17 protein-coding genes are annotated in these 18728 nt (G+C 29.6%); 4 read left to right on the plus strand and 13 right to left on the minus strand.

Translation table 11 applies throughout. The features are described 5' to 3' along the window. Positions 1–14 precede the first annotated feature (14 nt). Positions 15–1466, minus strand: coding sequence for a nicotinate phosphoribosyltransferase (locus tag M6G78_RS06340; protein ID WP_253229924.1), 1452 nt, complete (start codon positions 1464–1466; stop codon positions 15–17). Between the two features lie 212 nt (positions 1467–1678). On the opposite strand from M6G78_RS06340, the gene M6G78_RS06345 reads away from it, so the two are divergent. Beyond that, positions 1679–3076 carry a penicillin-binding protein 2 gene (locus tag M6G78_RS06345; protein ID WP_253229925.1) on the plus strand — a complete coding sequence of 466 codons (1398 nt, stop codon included), beginning with the start codon at positions 1679–1681 and terminating at the stop codon, positions 3074–3076. A gap of 22 nt (positions 3077–3098) precedes the next feature. On the opposite strand, the gene M6G78_RS06350 is transcribed toward M6G78_RS06345, so the two are convergent. The 6 genes from M6G78_RS06350 to M6G78_RS06375 all read right to left on the minus strand — a co-directional run bounded on the left by M6G78_RS06350 (position 3099) and on the right by M6G78_RS06375 (position 8911). Next, the gene (locus tag M6G78_RS06350; protein ID WP_253229926.1) at positions 3099–3434 is read right to left on the minus strand and encodes a hypothetical protein; all 336 of its coding nucleotides are present in this window, start codon (positions 3432–3434) and stop codon (positions 3099–3101) included. Positions 3435–3675: 241 nt separating this feature from the next. Then, positions 3676–4557, minus strand: coding sequence for a glycyl-radical enzyme activating protein (locus M6G78_RS06355; RefSeq protein ID WP_253229927.1), 882 nt, complete (start codon positions 4555–4557; stop codon positions 3676–3678). 99 nt (positions 4558–4656) lie between these two features. After that, positions 4657–5649 carry a hypothetical protein gene (locus tag M6G78_RS06360; protein ID WP_253229928.1) on the minus strand — a complete coding sequence of 331 codons (993 nt, stop codon included), beginning with the start codon at positions 5647–5649 and terminating at the stop codon, positions 4657–4659. A gap of 66 nt (positions 5650–5715) precedes the next feature. Then, entirely contained in the window at positions 5716–7176 is a 1461-nt protein-coding gene (locus tag M6G78_RS06365) for a [Fe-Fe] hydrogenase large subunit C-terminal domain-containing protein (protein ID WP_253229929.1), read from the minus strand. A 2-nt stretch (positions 7177–7178) separates the two neighbouring features. Beyond that, a complete protein-coding gene (locus M6G78_RS06370; RefSeq protein ID WP_253229930.1) occupies positions 7179–8429 on the minus strand; it encodes an NADH-quinone oxidoreductase subunit F in 1251 nt (416 codons plus the stop codon). Beyond that, positions 8429–8911 carry an NAD(P)H-dependent oxidoreductase subunit E gene (locus M6G78_RS06375; RefSeq protein ID WP_253229931.1) on the minus strand — a complete coding sequence of 161 codons (483 nt, stop codon included), beginning with the start codon at positions 8909–8911 and terminating at the stop codon, positions 8429–8431. Before M6G78_RS06375 ends, M6G78_RS06370 begins: the two co-directional genes overlap by 1 nt. A gap of 183 nt (positions 8912–9094) precedes the next feature. Here M6G78_RS06375 and M6G78_RS06380 point away from each other — a divergent pair, with 183 nt between their 5' ends. Beyond that, on the plus strand, positions 9095–9928 hold the full coding sequence (locus M6G78_RS06380; RefSeq protein ID WP_253229932.1) for a deoxyribonuclease IV: 834 nt from the start codon (positions 9095–9097) through the stop codon (positions 9926–9928). A 2-nt stretch (positions 9929–9930) separates the two neighbouring features. Next, complete coding sequence (locus M6G78_RS06385) at positions 9931–10473, plus strand: 5-formyltetrahydrofolate cyclo-ligase (protein ID WP_138269377.1); 543 nt, start codon at positions 9931–9933, stop codon at positions 10471–10473. Positions 10474–10495: 22 nt separating this feature from the next. On the opposite strand, the gene M6G78_RS06390 is transcribed toward M6G78_RS06385, so the two are convergent. Beyond that, positions 10496–11692, minus strand: a complete 1197-nt coding sequence (locus M6G78_RS06390; RefSeq protein WP_138269376.1) for an ATP-binding protein — start codon at positions 11690–11692, stop codon at positions 10496–10498. Between the two features lie 141 nt (positions 11693–11833). Between M6G78_RS06390 and ilvA the strand changes: the two genes are divergently transcribed. Further along, positions 11834–13039 carry a threonine ammonia-lyase gene (gene ilvA / locus M6G78_RS06395; RefSeq protein ID WP_253229933.1) on the plus strand — a complete coding sequence of 402 codons (1206 nt, stop codon included), beginning with the start codon at positions 11834–11836 and terminating at the stop codon, positions 13037–13039. A gap of 106 nt (positions 13040–13145) precedes the next feature. On the opposite strand, the gene ilvD is transcribed toward ilvA, so the two are convergent. From ilvD to M6G78_RS06420, 5 genes are all read right to left on the minus strand, one after another. Then, a complete protein-coding gene (gene ilvD, locus M6G78_RS06400; RefSeq protein WP_138269374.1) occupies positions 13146–14810 on the minus strand; it encodes a dihydroxy-acid dehydratase in 1665 nt (554 codons plus the stop codon). Positions 14811–14836: 26 nt separating this feature from the next. Beyond that, entirely contained in the window at positions 14837–15334 is a 498-nt protein-coding gene (gene ilvN, locus M6G78_RS06405) for an acetolactate synthase small subunit (protein ID WP_253229934.1), read from the minus strand. 17 nt (positions 15335–15351) lie between these two features. Beyond that, on the minus strand, positions 15352–17013 hold the full coding sequence (gene ilvB, locus M6G78_RS06410) for a biosynthetic-type acetolactate synthase large subunit (RefSeq protein WP_253229935.1): 1662 nt from the start codon (positions 17011–17013) through the stop codon (positions 15352–15354). 221 nt (positions 17014–17234) lie between these two features. Beyond that, on the minus strand, positions 17235–17942 hold the full coding sequence (locus M6G78_RS06415; RefSeq protein ID WP_138269371.1) for an ABC transporter ATP-binding protein: 708 nt from the start codon (positions 17940–17942) through the stop codon (positions 17235–17237). A gap of 1 nt (position 17943) precedes the next feature. After that, complete coding sequence (locus tag M6G78_RS06420; RefSeq protein ID WP_138269370.1) at positions 17944–18726, minus strand: ABC transporter ATP-binding protein; 783 nt, start codon at positions 18724–18726, stop codon at positions 17944–17946. Positions 18727–18728: the final 2 nt, after the last annotated feature.

Raw genomic sequence — 18728 nt, forward strand, 5'->3', positions numbered from 1 at the left:
ATACTCCTTAAAAATTATTTTTGCACAGATGCAAGTAAGTCTTTTTTAATGTCAAATAAATTATCAGAAATATCTACGTGATATTCGCTTGGATTAATAAGTCTTAAATATTCTGGCCAGAATGTACTCTTGGCAACTAAATGATTTTCCCTTATTTCAGATAATTTTGGAGACTCATAAACCTGTTTCCCATCAACAAAAATAGGTTTTAACAATTCTTTTACATGAAAATTTTCCAAAGTTCTTTTCTTCCATGTATGAACAGGATGGTATATTGTTAAAGGTTTTGTTTCATCTATAACCTCATCATTTAATGTTATTAAATCAGCAATAGCTATATTCGTACGATTATCATAAAATCTTAAAACTTTCTTATATCCCGGATTTGTTATCTTAATTGGATCATTAGATACTTTTATTTTTGGTGATAATTTTCCGTTTCTTTCTATCGCAGCAAGTTTATATACTCCACCCAAAGCACTAGTACCGTCTGCAGTAATCATTTTTGTCCCTACTCCGTACATTCCAATCTTAGCACCTTGATTTCTTAAATCAGAAATAATATATTCATCTAAATCATTTGATGCACTTATAACAGCACTTTCAAATCCTGCTTCATCAAACATTTCTCTTGCTTTTACAGATAAATATGTTAAATCTCCGCTGTCAAGTCTAATACCATAAGCACCTTTTAATCTTCCTGCTTCTCTTTCTTCCGTAAATACCTGTATTGCATTTTTAACACCGCTGTTAAGTGTATCATAAGTATCCGCAAGAAGTATTAAATTGTCCGGATTATATTTTGCATATGCTCTAAAAGCATCTATCTCTTTATCAAAAGCCATAATAAAAGCATGAGATATAGTTCCTTTAGAAACTGTATCCCAGCAATATTCAGCCTCTACATTACTAGTTCCTACACAACCGCCTATAATACATGCTCTTGCACCGTAAAGGCCTGCTTCTGTTCCATGAGCTCTTCTAAGTCCAAAATCAAGTACAGGGTCATAAGTTCCGGCAGCAGAACATATTCTTGAAGCTTTTGTTGCAATTAAACTTTGATGATTAATTATCGCTAAAATTGCAGTTTCTATTATCTGAGCTTCAATTAAATTTGTCTTTACTCTTAAAACAGGTTCTGAAGGAAAGAATATTTCTCCTTCTTCCATTGCATATATTTCACCGCTGAATTTAAAGTTTCTTAAATATTCTAAAAAACTATCAGTTAGTTCAGGATGATTTTCTTTTAACATTTTTATGTCATCATCATCAAACTTTAAATTATTAATATAATCTATTACTTGTTCTAATCCTGCAAAAACAGAATATCCTCCTTCAAAAGGATTTCTTCTTATAAAGACATCAAAAACGGCTTTTCTGTCTTTAAAACCCTTTGCTTCATAAACGTTACTTACGCTTAATTGATAAAAATCAGTAGCTAATTCAAGCTTCCTTTGTTTTTCCATATCTAAACTCCCATTTATTACATTTAAATGTCATGTATAATTAAATATTATATCACTTTTTTTCTAAAAATCATTAAAAATAGTATAAAAAACCATATTATAGCAATACTTATAATATGTTTCAAAAAATAATACAAGAAAGAATTAAAATTTTATCCATATTTATTATTATATTATTTACTCTGTTAACAATTTTTGTAATAAAAGCATTCATGTTTCAAGATAAAGATAACATAAATAAACTTTCATCTCAATACGAAACAGTTATACAAACTTATTATCCTCGTGGTGCAATACTTGATAAAAACGGAATAAACTTTTCTGATAACAGCTCTTTTGAAAACTTAAAATTAAATATTCAAAACAACATAAATTTTACCATTGGAAAAACGTTTATCGGAAATATTCAAATAAACGAGGAAACTACAACAAATCAAGCAGTTAGTGGAGTAAGCGGTCTTCAATTATATTATGATAAGCAGCTAAACGGAGGGGAGGCAATTAAAATACTTTCACAAATAGATGCAACGGGACAAACAATAAACCAAAATAATTATTTAGCAGTTAACGACCATATAAACGAAGGTTATAATATTAATACAACAATAGATTATCATGTGCAAAAATATACAGAATCTTATGTAAAAGAATATTTAACAAAAAACAACTTAAAAGGTGCCAGTGTAGTAATAACAGACATCACAACCGGTGAAATAATTACAATGTATTCAAGCGATGAAACCTTAAATAAAAACGTACTTTCATATCAGCCCGGAAGTGTATTTAAAATTTTAACATTAGCTCTTGCACTTGAAAATAATGTAGTTGATTTAGATGAAGAGTTTAATTGCAGCGGTAAAATAAATATTGACGGAGTAACAAGATATTGTAACGAAGGAAAGGGGCATGGGAAATTAACAGTTTTAGATGGTTTTGCAAAATCATGCAATGAAGTTTTTTATACTCTTGCAACAAGATTAAATATAAAAGATAAAAACGGAAACATTACTTCAAATAAAATTATAGATTATGCAAAAGAACTTGGATTTGGAAGCGTCAATGATAAAACAAATAAAAACAAAAACTTTATATTGGAATATAATGACTATTATTCATTTGTTCCAGATAATATATACAACAACCTAGATACGTTTAATCTTGCATTGGGACAAGGAAACGTTCAAGCGACACCTCTAATGATGAATACAATAATGTCAGCCATAGCAAACGGAGGAAAAACCAATTACCCATATATTGTGGAAAGTGTAACATCTCAAAATGGAGAAATAAAAGAAATAAAAGAAAATACGATATTTGATATGAAGCTTAGTGATAACACCATAAAAACCCTACAGAAAGCTCTAAGAATGGTATGTACAAAAGGAACTGCAAAGAATAATTCTCTTGATAATTATGGTGGACTTGCAGGGAAAACAGGAACCGCAGAAAATACAAAAGAAACTCCTCACGCCTGGTTTAGCGGATATTTTCCATATAATAACCCTAAATATTCAATGACAGTATTTATTGAAAACGGAGGATATGGTTCGGGAGCTGCTCTTGAAATTTTTGATAATATTGCAAATACTCTTTTAAACATGGAAGATTAAAAAAAGAAGGATAAACCTTCTTTTAATCTTCTTTTATTCCCGTCATAAGATACATAAGATGCTTAACTGCTTTTACCTTTTTCCTAGAACATACACTTGCATCATAATTAGTTTCCTGTGCAATTTTAACCATACTCATTTTTTCAAAATAATTAGACTCAATAATATTTCTATCCATCTCTTCCAAAGAATCAAGTGCACTTTCAAAAAATGATAATTCTTTTTCAATTGCTCTTTTTTCGTTCATAATTTCTTCGTCGCACATTTCAAGTTGTTCAATTAATACAAGTCTTTTTCTTTTAAAATTCATTCCCTTTAATCTTTTTTCAAAAATCTTATAATTTTCACTCTTAGCCATAATCCCCTATCTCCTAATTAAATTTAAAAGAAAATAAAAAGAATAGTAAAAGAAATTCATTTTGACAACCTGTAATGATATAACTATAATCTCTGCTAATATTCTTTTTATTTTTAATATTCAAATGTATAAATATAAAAATTTAGCTTTAATTATACATTAATCATATACATATTATATATATTTCCCATTATAAAAAACAAGTAAGCTATGGAATAAATTTATACTACTTTGTCATATTTTAAGAAACAACTTGTATATTATCACAAAGTCTTGAAAATAAATTACCGATATTGGTTAATGTTTTCTTTTCCGGGCGATGGAATGTATATTTCTGCTCTTTTCCAAGCAAACGATACATATGTTCATTTTTATTACTATATCCTTTTATTACAATTCCATACAGTTCTAATTTAGACATAAAGCCGACAATTTGTTTTAATTCGTTCATATTGCAATTTACTTCATTAATAAACGTAATTGAAATAATAACTTTAGACATAAAACATACTTTCTTTAAATTTTCAATTATTATTTCATTACTTTGTCCAGTATATTTTTCATGTACTTTTTTATTTACCAAATTAAAGTGATAAATAAAATAATCAACATAAGGAATAAATTTTTCCATTATTTTATAATCTATGAAACCGCTTGTGGAAACAGCTACATTAATATCTTTTTCTTTAAGTTTTTTTATAACCTCAAGTAAAAATTCTTCTTGAAGCATAGGTTCACCACCGGCAAAAGTAACTCCGCCTCCGCTTGCTTTATAATACTGTATTTCCGGAATTATTCTTTCAATCAATTCCTCAACAGAAATTTTCTCACCTATAAGTTTTCTTGCTCCCATTGGACAAGCATCTACACATTTACCGCATTTTGTGCATTCAAAAACTCTGTTTTCTTCTTCTGCAAGCATTCTTTCATTACATGCTTCTATACATTTATAGCACATATTGCATTTTTCTTTGTCATAAAGCATTTCAATATTTTTACTTAAAGCTTCAGGATGTTCTCCCCATGGGATATTTAAAGATGATCCTTTCATATATACAACAGTTCTAAAACCAGGACCATTTTGAGTAGAATATTTATCTATTTTATATATTAACCCTTCCATAAAATCTCCTTTTTTTGTATCTTATGTTAGAAATATTTTTAAATTCAGTATATTCCATATTATTATAATATATTTTACTCAAATATCAAAATATATTATTTAACTATTTATTATAAAAAAATGATTTAAAATATAACTTATTTGAAAGAATCTGTTTGAACAAGAATATATTATCAAAGAAGGTATATCTTTGTTATAAATCAAATTAATTATTTTCATAAGCTCAATTAAATTTATATTATCATAATCATTTAAATTAAGTCCTACTGCAATTTTATCCCTTTTAAAAACATTTATTTTTTCTATAAACTTTTTATATTCATCATAGGATAAACTCTTTTTATCGCTTATATATGTAGGTAAAATAAAAAGTTTATTAAAGTTATCATTTATCTTTTTCACAATATCTTCATTCTCTAATACTTTATTTAATAAATATATATCTAAAACAATATTAAATTTAAAATAAGAATGATTAATATTTGCAATTAATTCATCAAAATCTACTTTAGTGATGTCATAATAAATATTTACTTCTTTATAATATTTTTTATCAAATTTCAAATCTATATATTGCATGAAAGTTTTAACAGAATAAAAAACTTTATTATGAATAATTAAACTGACCTCCTTATTTTCTATTTCTGATATTTTCTTCAAATAAAAATCTTCAATATCATCATTATCATCATAAGCTACATTATATCCCATAAAAGAACTTACATAGGAATTTTCCAAGTCTGCTTCGATAAAACTATTACTTCCCATTGTTAAATCTACCAAAGAATACACTTTTATATTTTTTTTCTTTTGCTTTAATTTTAACCTTATTCCTCCGTCTTTAAAGCATAATGGACTTTTATTTAAAGAATATAATTCTTCTTTTGCTATATCAAATTTACTAAGTATACTTTCTATACTCTCTTCATACTTTTTAAAATAATAAAAATCATCACAGGGGATAATTACTTGCTTATCTCTTAGCTTATCCCCTCTAAATTTATTTGCTTCCATTATTTTATTTTTTTCTACCGAATATAATATACTTAAATCATCAATATTTTCATTTTCTCTTAAAAAATGAATTTGCATATTTTCCCTCCAAATAAAAAAAGATTATTCATATATATGAATAATCTTTTTATTTTATTATTTAAACTACTTAACGTCTACTGGTCTTCCTCCACCGTTAACACATCCGCCTTCACAAGGAATAACACATACAAAATCGTATTCGCTTTCTTTATTTATAATCTTTTCAACTTCTTCTTTAGACTGTTTTAATCCATTTACAACAGCACATTTTATTTCTTTACCATCTGACAATTCAAATGAAAATTCCTTTATGTTACCTTTATCATTCTTTATTGAAGACTTATCTCCAAGTCTTATAATAGCATATGCTGTATTTACACTTAAGAAATAAGGATTAAATATTCCTGTATAATCAAGAGTATCAAGAGGCTTGTTATTTGCTTTATTTAAATCAATACAGCTTGTTTTAATTAAGTTAACAAGTTGATTTGTAGTAATTGAAATATCAATACCGCTTGTTTCTTCATTTTCATTTAAGAAAGCAGTACAATTTTCAACTCTTGTTAAATGAACATCTTTATCTATGTTTCTATCTAAGTAATCTTCTTTAAATTTCATGTTGATATCTTTTCTTATTTTTGGAAGATTTACAAAGTAATTATCAGCTTCAGGATAAGCGTCTTCTATTTCTTTTCTTATTCCAGGTGAACAAGCATATATTAAAGATTTTCCTTCAGCCATATTTTCTTTTAAAATATATGCAATAGCATTCATTTCTTTTATTAAATATTCTTCATAATCAATTACTTCGCTAAAACCAAGTTTATTTAAAACATCAACAACTTTTGCTTTAATAAGTGCATCATCCACACCTAAACCTTTTGATAAAGATTCATATGTGCCATATGACAATAAGCAAATATTGTAATAAGTATCTTCACCTAACAAATAATATAATTCTTCAGTTGTTCCTTTTTCTACCAATGCACCTGTCGGACAAACTGAAATACATTGACCACATCCTATACAATCGCTGTTTATTACAGGAATATCAAAAGGAGTGGATACAGTTGTACTGTCACTTCTGTTTACAAAAGAAATAGCTTTTGCACCAACTTTATCTTTACAAATACTTACACATCTTCCGCATTTAATACATTTGCTATAATCTCTTGTTACACAGTTTGAAGAATCATCAAAACCTTTTTCAAAACAAGTTTCAAAATCACTTGGACCTGTCAAATATGTATTTGCTAAAGTTTGTAATTTGCAATTACCGCTTTTATCGCATATTGTACAATCGCAATTATGATTTGCAAGAGTTAATTCAAGTATAGTTTTTCTTATATTTCTCAATTTTTTTGTCTGAGTCTTTACATCCATACCTTCCCATACAGGTGTTACACATGAAGGAGAAAGTCTGCCTGATACATCAACCATACACATCCTGCATGAAGCAGGTTTATTTACATCTTTCAAATAACAAAGTGTAGGAATTTCAATACCGGCTTGTTTTGCTGCATCTAAAATTGTTGTACCTTCTTTTACACTTACTGGTTTATTATCAATAGTTAAATTTATCACTTCTATTCCTCCCCTTTAAGCGCACCCTTAAATTCATCAGAAAAATAAGTATATGCACTGATAAACGGTGTAATCTGAGTTCTACCGCTTCCGCATAATGACGCATCCAAAGCATTAACTATTCTTACATAGTTTTTTAAATCTTTTAAAGTGCCTTCTTTTTTCTTGAATCTATCCATAATCATCTTAAGCTGTCTATTACCTTCTCTACATGGAACACATTTACCGCAGCTTTCATGATAGAAGAAATCTTCAACAACAGATAAATAATCAATTACACTATCATCTTCATCTCCGACTACAATAGCCCCTGAACCAATACTTCCTTTTACTTGCTTCATTCCCGAATATGTATAAGGAATATTAAGTTTTTCATAAGGTACTATAGTTCCGCTGGCACCCCCAAGTTGTACGAATTTAGGTTGTTTATCGTTTCTTATTCCACCTGCGATTTTTATAATATTTTGAACGGTTGTACCAAACTCAACTTCATAAACACCAGGATTTTTAACCTTTCCGCTTACACTTATCATCTTTGTTCCAGGGCAGTCTTCAACACCGTATTTTAATACTGTTTCATATCCGTTTTGCATTAATGTAGCTATTACACTGACTGTCTCAACATTTATTACAAGAGTAGGTTTACTATGTAAACCACATTGTTTTACATAAGGTGGTTTACTTCTAGGTCTTCCGCTCTTTCCTTCGATACTTTCGCACATTGCGAAACCTTCCCCACAAACATAAGAGCCACCGCCTGAGAAAAGAGATAATTCAAAATTAAAACCACTTGATAAAATATCTTTACCTAAAAATCCTTTATCATAAACTTGTTTTATTGCATATTCAATATCTTTATGCATGAAAGTATACTCTTCTCTTACATAAATATGTCCGGTATTTGCTCCTGCACAATAAGCTGCAATTATAATACCTTCGATTACTTTATATATACCGTTTTTAAGTAAATACTTATCTTTAAATGTTCCCGGTTCTCCTTCATCTGCATTACAAAGAACATATCTTTCTTCATCTCCAACAGCTTCTCTTGCCTGAGCAAGTTTTTTCCCTGTAGGATAGTTTGCACCACCTCTTCCTTGAAGTCTGCTTTTAGCTACATCATCTGTAGTCTTTTCATATCCTTGTTCAATAGCTTTTTTAAGTCCGCTAAAACCGCCTCTTTTTATATATTCATCAATATTGAAGGCATCATATGTTCCATAATCTTTAGAAATATATTTTACTTGTCCCATTATTTAGCCTCCCTTAATTTAGCAATTAAAGCTTTAACTTTCTTTTCATTTAATTTTCCAACAACATTGTCATTTACCCTAACGGCAGGAGCAATGTCGCAAGCACCAAAGCAAGGAACCAATTCCAATGTAAACAAACCATCTTCAGTAGTTTGACCTGCTTTAATACCAAGTTCTCTTTCAAAAATTTCTCTTATTTCATCTTTACCGTTTAAACTGCAAGCAGTTGCATTACATAAACCAAGTATGTATTTACCTCTTTTTTCAGTGCTTAACGCATCAAAATATGTTACAACTTCTGATACGTTGCTAAGAGGAATGTTCATCTTGCTTGCTATATACTCAGCTGTATCCAAGTTTATAAATCTCCCAGGAATTTGTCTTTGAATTTTTAGTAAAATCTGAAGCAAATTCGATGGGTTATTATCATAATATTCTATTATGTTATTACAAACTTTTTTTTGTTCTTCTGATAACTTCAAAACAGCGTACCTCCCAATTAAATATACTTATAACATTATATCAAAAAATTACAGAATATTCAAATAATTTAAATTCCTATAATTACTTATTTAAAATAAAACCACATTAATTTTATAATAATTGTTTGATTTTTATTATAAATTTCTTATACTTAAATATAATAAAATTTTTAGGAGAAAAAAATGTTAAATATAGGACCACACATATCAATAGCAAAAGGATATAAAAAAGCAGGAGAAGAAGCTTTAAAAATAAGCGCAAATACATTTCAGTTTTTTACAAGAAATCCAAGAGGAGGAAAATCAAAAGATTTAAACGAAAAAGATGTTGAAGATTTAACAAAAATAATACAAGATAATAATTTTGCCCCAATACTTGCCCATGCTCCATACACTCTAAATATGGCATCAGCAAAAGAAGATGTAAGAGAAGCTGCAAAAGAAATATTTAGAATGGATTTAGATATAATGAATCAAATCCCTTCAAAATTATATAACTTTCATCCTGGAAGCTACACAACAGATAACGTTGAAATAGGAATAACAAGAATTACCGATATTTTAAATGAATGTATAAAGGAAGATGACGATACATTTATTTTACTTGAAACAATGTCAGGAAAAGGCAGCGAAATTGGGAGAAGTTTTGAGGAACTAAGAGAAATCATTGACAGAGTAAACTTGAAAGATAAAATGGGAGTATGTTTGGATACTTGTCATGTTTACTGCGCAGGTTATGATATTGTAAATAATTTAGATAAAGTTTTAACCGATTTTGATAAAATCATTGGACTTGATAGATTAAAAGCAATTCACTTAAATGATACATTAAATGACTTCAATACAAATAAAGACAGACATGCCAAAATCGGAGAAGGCTTTTTAAAATTAGAACCAATAATAAGATTTGTTAATCATCCCGCATTAAAGCATTTACCATTCTTTTTGGAAACCCCAAACGATATGGATGGGTATAAAAAAGAAATAGAATTATTAAGAGGAAATTACAAGGAGTAAAAATGAATAAAAAAGATTTAAGAGAAAAAATTCAACTTAAATTGAAAGACCTACATAGTAGAGAAGAAAAAAACAAATTAATATTTGAAGAATTAATAAATAATAAAGATATTAAAAATTCTAAAAATATTATGTGTTTCGTGAGTTTTAAAAATGAAGTTGATACACATAAATTTATTAAATATATGTTAAAAAATAATAAAAACATATATATACCAATAATAGATAGCAAAAATAAAATAATGAATATTTCTAAACTTAAATCCTTTGATGAGCTTGAAAAAGGATTTTATGGAATCCTCGAACCAAAGAAAGAATTTATAAGAATTACAAATCCAAATATTTTAGACATTGTAATAACTCCAGGAATAGTATTCGCAAAAGATAATTACAGAATAGGATACGGCGGAGGATATTACGATAAATTTTTTGCAAACAAAGAATTAAATGCATTAAAAATAGGAGTATGCTTTAATGAGCAAATAATTGAAAAGGTACCTTATAATGAATATGACATTCCAGTTGATTATATAATTCATAAATAAAAAATACCCATAAGGGTATTTTTTATATTCCTATTTTTACAAGCTCTACAAATTGTTTTGCAGTTCTTGCACTCCTTCCACCGTGTCTTATTGCAAAAGCCTCAGCCTTTGTAAATAACTCATCAAAATCCATCTCTACGCCGTATTGTTTAGCAAGATTTTCAACTATATTCAAATATGCTTTTTTATCAGGTTTTTGGAAAGTTATGGTAAGTCCAAATCTCGCAGAAAGACTCATTGTTTCTTGAAGTGTATCATTTCTATGAATTTCATCGCCTTGTCTTTCTGACATTGTTTCTTTAACCAAATGACGTCTGTTGCTTGTTGCATAAATAGCAACATTATTGCCAAGAGCAGATACCCCGCCTTCCAATATAGCTTTAAGAGCCGAAAAATTGTCGTCATTACCGGTAAAACTTAAATCATCAATAAATATAACAAATTTTAATGGATTTGCCGCAAGCTCATCTACTATATTAGGTATTTTATATAACTGATTTTTCTTTATTTCAAGAAGTCTCAAACCGTCATTTTTAAAATGATTGCAGACTGCTTTTACACTTGAACTTTTTCCTGTTCCGGCATCACCATATAAAAGCATATTACTTGCACCTGTACCGTCAAGAAGAGCTTTAGTATTTTTAATTATCAAATCTCTTTCTCTTTCATAACCAAATAAATCTTCAAGTCTTTGAGAATCAGGATATTTTACAGGAACTATTTTATCGTCATCAAGAACAAAAGCCGTATATTTTGCATATATTCCATAACCCGTAACAGTTAAAGAATTTACTTTTTCCTTATATTTTTCTTTTAAATCAAGCATAGTATTTTCCCATGCTGGTAGGAAACCATCATAAGAAATAAACTCTTTTATTTCAATAGGTGTTAACTTACTTAAATCATCAAGAATATTTAATTCTTCATCAACACAGTTTTCTATAAAATCAGGAACATTCTTACCTGCAGCCTTAGCTTTTATATAAAAATTTTCATCATTTAATATAAAATTAAATATGTATTTTGAAAAATCAAAATCATAATTATAAAGACATGAAACAAATTCACTATATGCGAATACCATTGATTCATCATCTTCATATTCAAGAATAGTATCTAATAATATTCTTAAATTTTTTATAACATCTGTATTTAAAATATTTCTAAAAACTGCCAATGAATCCAGTTTTTCATTTAAACCTTTTAATGTGTGTTGCATTTTTCTTCTCCTATAAAAAAATATAATAAGAGTATATCACTAAATTTTTCTTTTTTAAATATTTAATTAAAAATATTTGAAATTTTCAGAAAATAATATATAATGTAATTTAATAGATTTTTATTTATAAGGAGGGTTAAAATGTTAACATTAGATAAAGTTTATCATGCAGCATTTACACTAAAAGATGTAATAAGGAAAACAGACTTAATTATTGCACCCGCTCTTAGTGACAAAAATAATATATATTTAAAAACAGAAAATTTACAAACAACAGGTAGCTTCAAAATTAGAGGTGCCTATTATAAAATAAGCCAATTAAAAGATGAAGAAAAGGAAAAAGGCATTATAGCTTGCTCTGCGGGAAACCACGCACAAGGCGTTGCGTTAGCCAGCGAAAAAAGCAATATACCTTGCATTATATGTATGCCTGATGGCGCACCAATAAGCAAAGTAGAAGCAACAAAAAGCTATGGTGCAAAAGTTTGTCTTGTAAGTGATACTTATGATGATGCTTACAATAAGGCATTAGAACTACAAAAAGAAGAAGGCTATACTTTCATTCATCCTTTTAATGATGAAGATGTAATAGCAGGTCAAGGAACAATCGGACTTGAAATTTTAGACCAACTTGCAAATGTAGACGCAGTTGTAATTCCTATCGGAGGTGGCGGACTTATAAGTGGTGTTGCTTATGCCATAAAACACCTAAAACGTGAATGCAAAATATATGGCGTACAAGCTGCAGGTGCTCCAAGTATGTATAAATCTGTAAAAGAACATCAAAGACAAGCAACAGAAACAGTAAATACATTTGCAGATGGTATTGCAGTTAAGGAACCTGGAGATTTAACATACGAATTAGTAAGCGAATATGTAGATGAAATTATAACTGTAACAGAAGATGAAATAGCAGCAGCAATACTAACATTAATGGAAAAACAAAAACTTGTTGCAGAGGGCGCAGGAGCCGTATCTGTTGCCGCAGCAATGTTTAATAAAATTCCACTTAAAAACAAGAATGTTGTTTGTATCGTAAGCGGTGGTAATATCGATGTTAACATTTTAAACAGAGTAATTGACAGAGGTCTTGTAATGAGCGGAAGAAAAAGTGCTCTTACAATTGCTCTTACTGATAAACCTGGACAACTTGTTGGAGTAAGTAACATAATAAGCAAATGTGGAGCAAACGTTGTAGGAGTTCAATACGACAATGGAGATCCTGAAATGCCTATAAACAGTTGTTTCATTAAGATTACAATGGAAACAAAAGACAGCGAACAAGCAAAAGAAATTGAAAAAGAACTTACAGAAAACGGATTTAGAATAGTAAGTGAAAGAGTATAAAAAAAGAAACCTAAATGGTTTCTTTTTTTGCTCTTAATTTTAAAAAATTTAAAAGTATAATAAAAAAAAGAGATATATCAAATATATCTCTTTTTAATTTAATTTCTTATTTCATTACAGCACCTTTGCTTGCTGAAGACACATTTCTTTGATATCTTGCAAGCCATCCGCTTTTAACAGGTTCTTTCGGACAAACGTAAGCTTCTCTTCTTTTATCAAATTCTTCATCACTTACTTTAGCATTAATCTTAGATGCTGGTATATCAATTTCAATAATATCCCCTTCTTCAATTAAACCTATGTTTCCACCCGCAAAAGCTTCAGGACAAACATGACCTATTGAAGCACCTCTTGATGCTCCAGAGAATCTTCCATCAGTTATTAATGCAACTGTTTTATCAAGTCCCATTCCTGCAAGTGCACTTGTAGGATTTAACATCTCTCTCATACCTGGTCCACCCTTAGGTCCTTCGTATCTGATAACAACAACATCACCATCAACGATTTTTCCATTATATATTGCATCAATAGCTTCTTCTTCACTATTAAATACTCTTGCCGGACCGCTATGTTTAAGCATGCTTTCATCAACAGCACTTCTCTTTACAACGCAACCTTCTTGAGCGATATTACCCCACATAACTGCGATACCGCCTGTTTCGCTATATGGACAAGCCACTGTTTTAATTAAGTTAATATCTTTAATTTCATGACCTTCAATATTTTCACCAACTGTTTTACCGTTTGCTGTGATTAATGATTTATCAACTAATCCTTTTTTATCAAGTTCATGTAAAACAGCCATTAATCCACCGGCTCTGTTTAAATCATGCATATGAGTTCCGCCTGCTGGTGCAAGATGACATAAGTTTGGAACTTTTGCACTAAATTCATTGAATATTTCAAGGTTTAATTCAACACCTGCCTCATTTGCTATTGCCAACAAATGAAGTACACTGTTTGAAGAACAACCAAGTGCCATATCACAAGCAAGTGCATTTCTTATTGATTTTTCATTGATAATATCTCTTGCTTTAATATCTTTTTCAACTAAATTCATGATTGCCATACCTGCTTTTTTAGCAAGTCTTATTCTTCCGCTTTCAACAGCAGGAATTGTTCCGTTTCCAGGTAAAGCAATCCCAATAGCTTCAGCAAGACAGTTCATACTGTTTGCTGTATACATACCAGAACATGAACCACATCCAGGACAAGTATTTTCTTCATATTCTAAAAGTTCATCATCATTTATTAAATCTGCTTTTCTTGCTCCTACTGCTTCAAACATCTTAGATAAAGAAGTTTCTTCTCCTTTTACAAGTCCTGACATCATAGGACCACCTGAACATACAACTGTTGGTATATTTAATCTTACAGCTGCCATAATCATTCCAGGAACGATTTTATCACAGTTAGGAACCAATACAAGACCATCAAAGCAATGAGCAATTGCCATTGTTTCAACACTGTCTGCAATTAACTCTCTACTTGGAAGAGAATATCTCATTCCTGCATGTCCCATTGCTATACCGTCACAAACACCAATTGAAGGAACTTCTATAGGTGTTCCCCCTGCCATTCTTATTCCGGCTTTTACAGCTTCCGTAACTTTATCTAAATGAATGTGACCCGGAACAATTTCACTTTTTGCGTTTACTACCCCTATAAGAGGTCTATTTAACTCTTCTTTTGTATATCCCATTGCATAGAAAAGACTTCTAGCAGGCGCCTTTTCTAAGCCTTTTGTTACATTTTCGCTTCTTAACTTCATTGTCTTCTCCCTTTGTCGTTTATTTATTAATGTATTTCTCTTAAATCTCTTGAAATTCCTGTTATACCTGTTCTACAAACTTCTACAACATCATAACAATCTATCATTTTCATAAATCCATCTAATTTTTCAGGAGCACCTGTTAATTCAATAATCATGCTTTCTTTAGATAAATCGATTATTTTACCTCTGTATATATCAACAATTTCTTTAAGTGATGTTCTTTCTGTTTTATCTGTTTTAATTTTCACAAGTAAAAGTTCTCTGTAAAGAGAATTGCTTGCATCTAAAACAAATATATCTCTTACAACTTCAAGTTTTTGTGTTTGAGTAATAATTTGATATAAAGATTGATCACTACCGTTAAAAACAATCGTAATTCTTGAAATATTAGGATGATTTGTCGCTGAAACAGTTAACGAATCAATATTAAAACCTCTTCTTCCATACAAACTTACAATTCTAGTTAAAACATTAGATTGATTGTCAACTAAAATACTTACAACTTCTTTTCTATCAGCCATCTTACATTCTCCTTATTTTAATTTATTATCATATCATCAATGGTTCCACCATTAGGAATCATAGGTAGAACTCTTTCAAGCTCTTCTATTCTACAATCAATCCATACAGGACCATCTTGTTTTAAAGCTTCTTCAAATACATCTTCAAATTCTTCTAATGTTTCTGCTTTATAACCTTTTAAACCAAAAGCTTCAGCTAATTTAACAAAGTCTGTTTTTCTGTTTAATACAGTTTGAGAGTATCTTTTATCATAAAATACTGTTTGCCATTGATAAACCATACCAAGAACGCCATTATTCATAATAATTGTTATAATAGGTAAATTTTGACTAACAGCCGTACATGCTTCATTTAAGCACATATGGAAAGAACCATCTCCTACAAATTGAACTATTCTTTTATCAGGACATCCTACTTGGGCACCAATGGCAGCACCATAACTATATCCCATAGTTCCAAGTCCGCCACTTGTTAAAAATTTAACCGGTTTTACATTTTTTAAATATTGTGCAGCCCACATTTGATGTTGACCTACATCAGTAACAAAAATAGGTTTCTTATCCATCATACCGCAACTTGTCATTACAATATCACCAGGATGTAAGTTACCTTTGTAATATGTATCTTCTACAGGAGTTTTACTCCATTTTAATGTTGTATCCAACCATTCTTTTCTTGATTTCTTTTCAATTAAAGGAATTAATCTTTGTAAGAAATTTTTTACATCACTTATTATGCTCTTATGTACAAAAACATTTTTGTTAATTTCGCTTTTATCAATGTCAACTTGTATTTTTTTTGCATTGCTTGCAAATTTGTTTGGATTAAGTGCAACTCTGTCACTAAACCTAGTTCCAAGAGCTAAAACCAAATCCGCATTATATATAGCTTTATTTGCAGCAACAGTTCCGTGCATACCAATCATTCCAAGTCTTCTTTTATTGTTGTATCCAAGAACACCTGTTGCCATTAAAGTATTAGTTGCAGGTATGTCACCTTTTTCAAGTAACTCGTTTAATTCTGCTATTGAATCAGATGCAACTATACCTCCACCAAAATATATAACCGGTTTTTCTGAATTATTAATCATTTTTGCAACTTCTTCAACTTCTTTATCTGTTGCAATAGGATTTTCATATAAAGGAAGTGGTCCTTCTTTTTTATACTCAACCAAATTTGCTGTTACATCCTTTGTAATATCAACTAGTACAGGTCCCTTTCTTCCGCTATTGGCAATTCTAAAAGCTTCTCTTAAAGCATCTTCTAAATCTTCTACTCTATTAACAAAAAAGTTATGTTTTGTTATAGGTAAAGTAACTCCTGTTATGCAAATTTCTTGGAAAGAATCTCTGCCAATTAAATTATCCGGAACATTAGCTGTAATGGCAACCATAGGAATACTATCCATAAATGCTGTAGCAATACCTGTTACAAGATTTGTTGCCCCAGGACCGCTTGTTGCAATAACAACGCCTGTTTTACCTGTTGCTCTGTAATATCCATCTGCTGCATGTGCTGCACCTTGTTCATGTGCCGTAAGGACGTGCTTAATTTTATCACTATATTTATATAATACATCGTAAATATTTAAAGCTGCACCTCCCGGGTAACCAAACACCGTATCTACCCCATGCTCTAATAATACTTCTGCTACAATTTCAGAACCTGTTAATTTCATACCGCATCATCCTCTTCTATCTAATTATTTATTATTATTTATTATTATTTTTTTTATTGATTTTTTAATTATATAAATTTTATCAAAAAAGTACAAGTATTTAAACTAAATTATTAAGAATTTTCAGAATTTTTATATAATTTAACAAAATAAATACATCTTATATTTGCAAAAACTTCCCATTAAAAAACTTAATGGGAAGTTAATTTCACTTTTATATTTTAGCCACCTAAATATGCTTTTCTTACATCATCTGATTGAAGTAATTCTTTTGCGTCTCCGCTCATAACAACTTCACCTGTTTCAAGTATATATGCTCTATTTGATATTGAAAGTGCCATATTTGCATTTTGTTCTACCAAGAATATTGTGGTACCTTCTTTATTTATTTGTTTAATTAATTTAAAAATATCTTGAACGATAACAGGTGCAAGCCCCATTGAAGGTTCATCTAAAAGTAAAAACTTAGGTCTGGACATTAATGCTCTTGAAATAGCAAGCATTTGTTGTTCTCCGCCGCTAAGTGTTCCGGCAAGCTGATTTTTTCTTTCCTTTAGTCTTGGGAACTTATTGTATATTTCTAGAATATCTTTTTTTATACTATCTTTGTCTCTTCTTAAATAAGCACCCATTTCAAGATTTTCATAAACAGTCATATCAGCAAAGATTCTTCTTCCCTCAGGAACATGAGAAATACCTCTTTTTACGATATCCGTAGCTTTTACATTATCAAGACTTTCTCCCATAAATTCAATATTTCCGCTTGTTTTTGGAACAAGACCTGATATTGTTCTCAAAGTAGATGTCTTTCCGGCACCATTTGAACCGATTAAAGTTACAATTTCTCCTTCGTTAACTTCCAAAGAAACATCTTTTAGGGCATGAATAGCACCATAATGTACATTTAAATTTTCAATTTTAAAAAACATTCTATACTTCCTCCCCTAAATATGCTTTAATTACTTTTTCGTTATTTTTTATTTCTTCCGGTTTCCCTTCAGCAATAATCGTACCAAAGTCTAAAACATATATTCTTTCGCATATTTCCATAACGAATTTCATATCATGTTCAATTAAGATAACTGTTAATTCATATTTCTTTCTCAAATTTTCTATTAAAATTCTAAGTTCATCTGTTTCACTTGGATTCATTCCCGCTGCAGGTTCATCAAGGAATATTACACTTGCCCCTGTAGCAACAGCTCTTGCAATTTCAAGTTTTCTTTGTTCTCCATAAGGAAGATTTTGAGCAAGTTCATCTCTTTTATCTGCAAGACCAACAAATTCAAGAATATTCATTGCATTTTCATAAAAAATAGTTTCACATTCTCTGTATGCTTTAGTTCTAAAAATAGCAGAGAAAATATTATATTTTACTCTTTTATGCATTGCAATTCTTAAATTATCAAGTACGCTAAGTTCATTAAATAATCTGATATTTTGAAAAGTTCTGCTTATACCAAAGCTACTTGTTATATAAGGCTTTAAACCGTTAATTAAAATTGTATCTCCAGTTTTATCATTTTTTAATTCAATTTTACCTGATGTTGGAGTATACACACCTGTAAGCAAGTTAAATATTGTAGTTTTTCCTGCCCCATTAGGTCCTATTAGACCTATTAATTCACCTTTTTCAACATTTATATTTACATGAGAAACAGCTTTTAAGCCGCCAAAACTTTTACTTAAGTCTTCAATTTTTAATATTGCCATAA

This window comes from Anaerofustis sp. NSJ-163 (assembly GCF_024135845.1).
GTDB classification, from domain to species: Bacteria; Bacillota; Clostridia; order Eubacteriales; family Anaerofustaceae; genus Anaerofustis; species Anaerofustis butyriciformans.

What these genes read in the sequence shown, in the direction of transcription:
- M6G78_RS06355 (WP_253229927.1), bottom strand. Translation starts at nt 4,557, where the DNA reads ATGGAAGGGTTAATATATAAAATAGATAAATATTCTACTCAAAATGGT.
- M6G78_RS06380 (WP_253229932.1), top strand. Translation starts at nt 9,095, where the DNA reads ATGTTAAATATAGGACCACACATATCAATAGCAAAAGGATATAAAAAA.
- M6G78_RS06415 (WP_138269371.1), bottom strand. Translation starts at nt 17,942, where the DNA reads ATGTTTTTTAAAATTGAAAATTTAAATGTACATTATGGTGCTATTCAT.
- ilvB (WP_253229935.1), bottom strand. Translation starts at nt 17,013, where the DNA reads ATGAAATTAACAGGTTCTGAAATTGTAGCAGAAGTATTATTAGAGCAT.
- M6G78_RS06370 (WP_253229930.1), bottom strand. Translation starts at nt 8,429, where the DNA reads ATGGGACAAGTAAAATATATTTCTAAAGATTATGGAACATATGATGCC.
- M6G78_RS06390 (WP_138269376.1), bottom strand. Translation starts at nt 11,692, where the DNA reads ATGCAACACACATTAAAAGGTTTAAATGAAAAACTGGATTCATTGGCA.
- M6G78_RS06345 (WP_253229925.1), top strand. Translation starts at nt 1,679, where the DNA reads ATGTTTCAAGATAAAGATAACATAAATAAACTTTCATCTCAATACGAA.
- M6G78_RS06385 (WP_138269377.1), top strand. Translation starts at nt 9,931, where the DNA reads ATGAATAAAAAAGATTTAAGAGAAAAAATTCAACTTAAATTGAAAGAC.
- M6G78_RS06350 (WP_253229926.1), bottom strand. Translation starts at nt 3,434, where the DNA reads ATGGCTAAGAGTGAAAATTATAAGATTTTTGAAAAAAGATTAAAGGGA.
- ilvA (WP_253229933.1), top strand. Translation starts at nt 11,834, where the DNA reads ATGTTAACATTAGATAAAGTTTATCATGCAGCATTTACACTAAAAGAT.
- M6G78_RS06360 (WP_253229928.1), bottom strand. Translation starts at nt 5,649, where the DNA reads ATGCAAATTCATTTTTTAAGAGAAAATGAAAATATTGATGATTTAAGT.
- ilvD (WP_138269374.1), bottom strand. Translation starts at nt 14,810, where the DNA reads ATGAAGTTAAGAAGCGAAAATGTAACAAAAGGCTTAGAAAAGGCGCCT.
- ilvN (WP_253229934.1), bottom strand. Translation starts at nt 15,334, where the DNA reads ATGGCTGATAGAAAAGAAGTTGTAAGTATTTTAGTTGACAATCAATCT.
- M6G78_RS06420 (WP_138269370.1), bottom strand. Translation starts at nt 18,726, where the DNA reads ATGGCAATATTAAAAATTGAAGACTTAAGTAAAAGTTTTGGCGGCTTA.
- M6G78_RS06340 (WP_253229924.1), bottom strand. Translation starts at nt 1,466, where the DNA reads ATGGAAAAACAAAGGAAGCTTGAATTAGCTACTGATTTTTATCAATTA.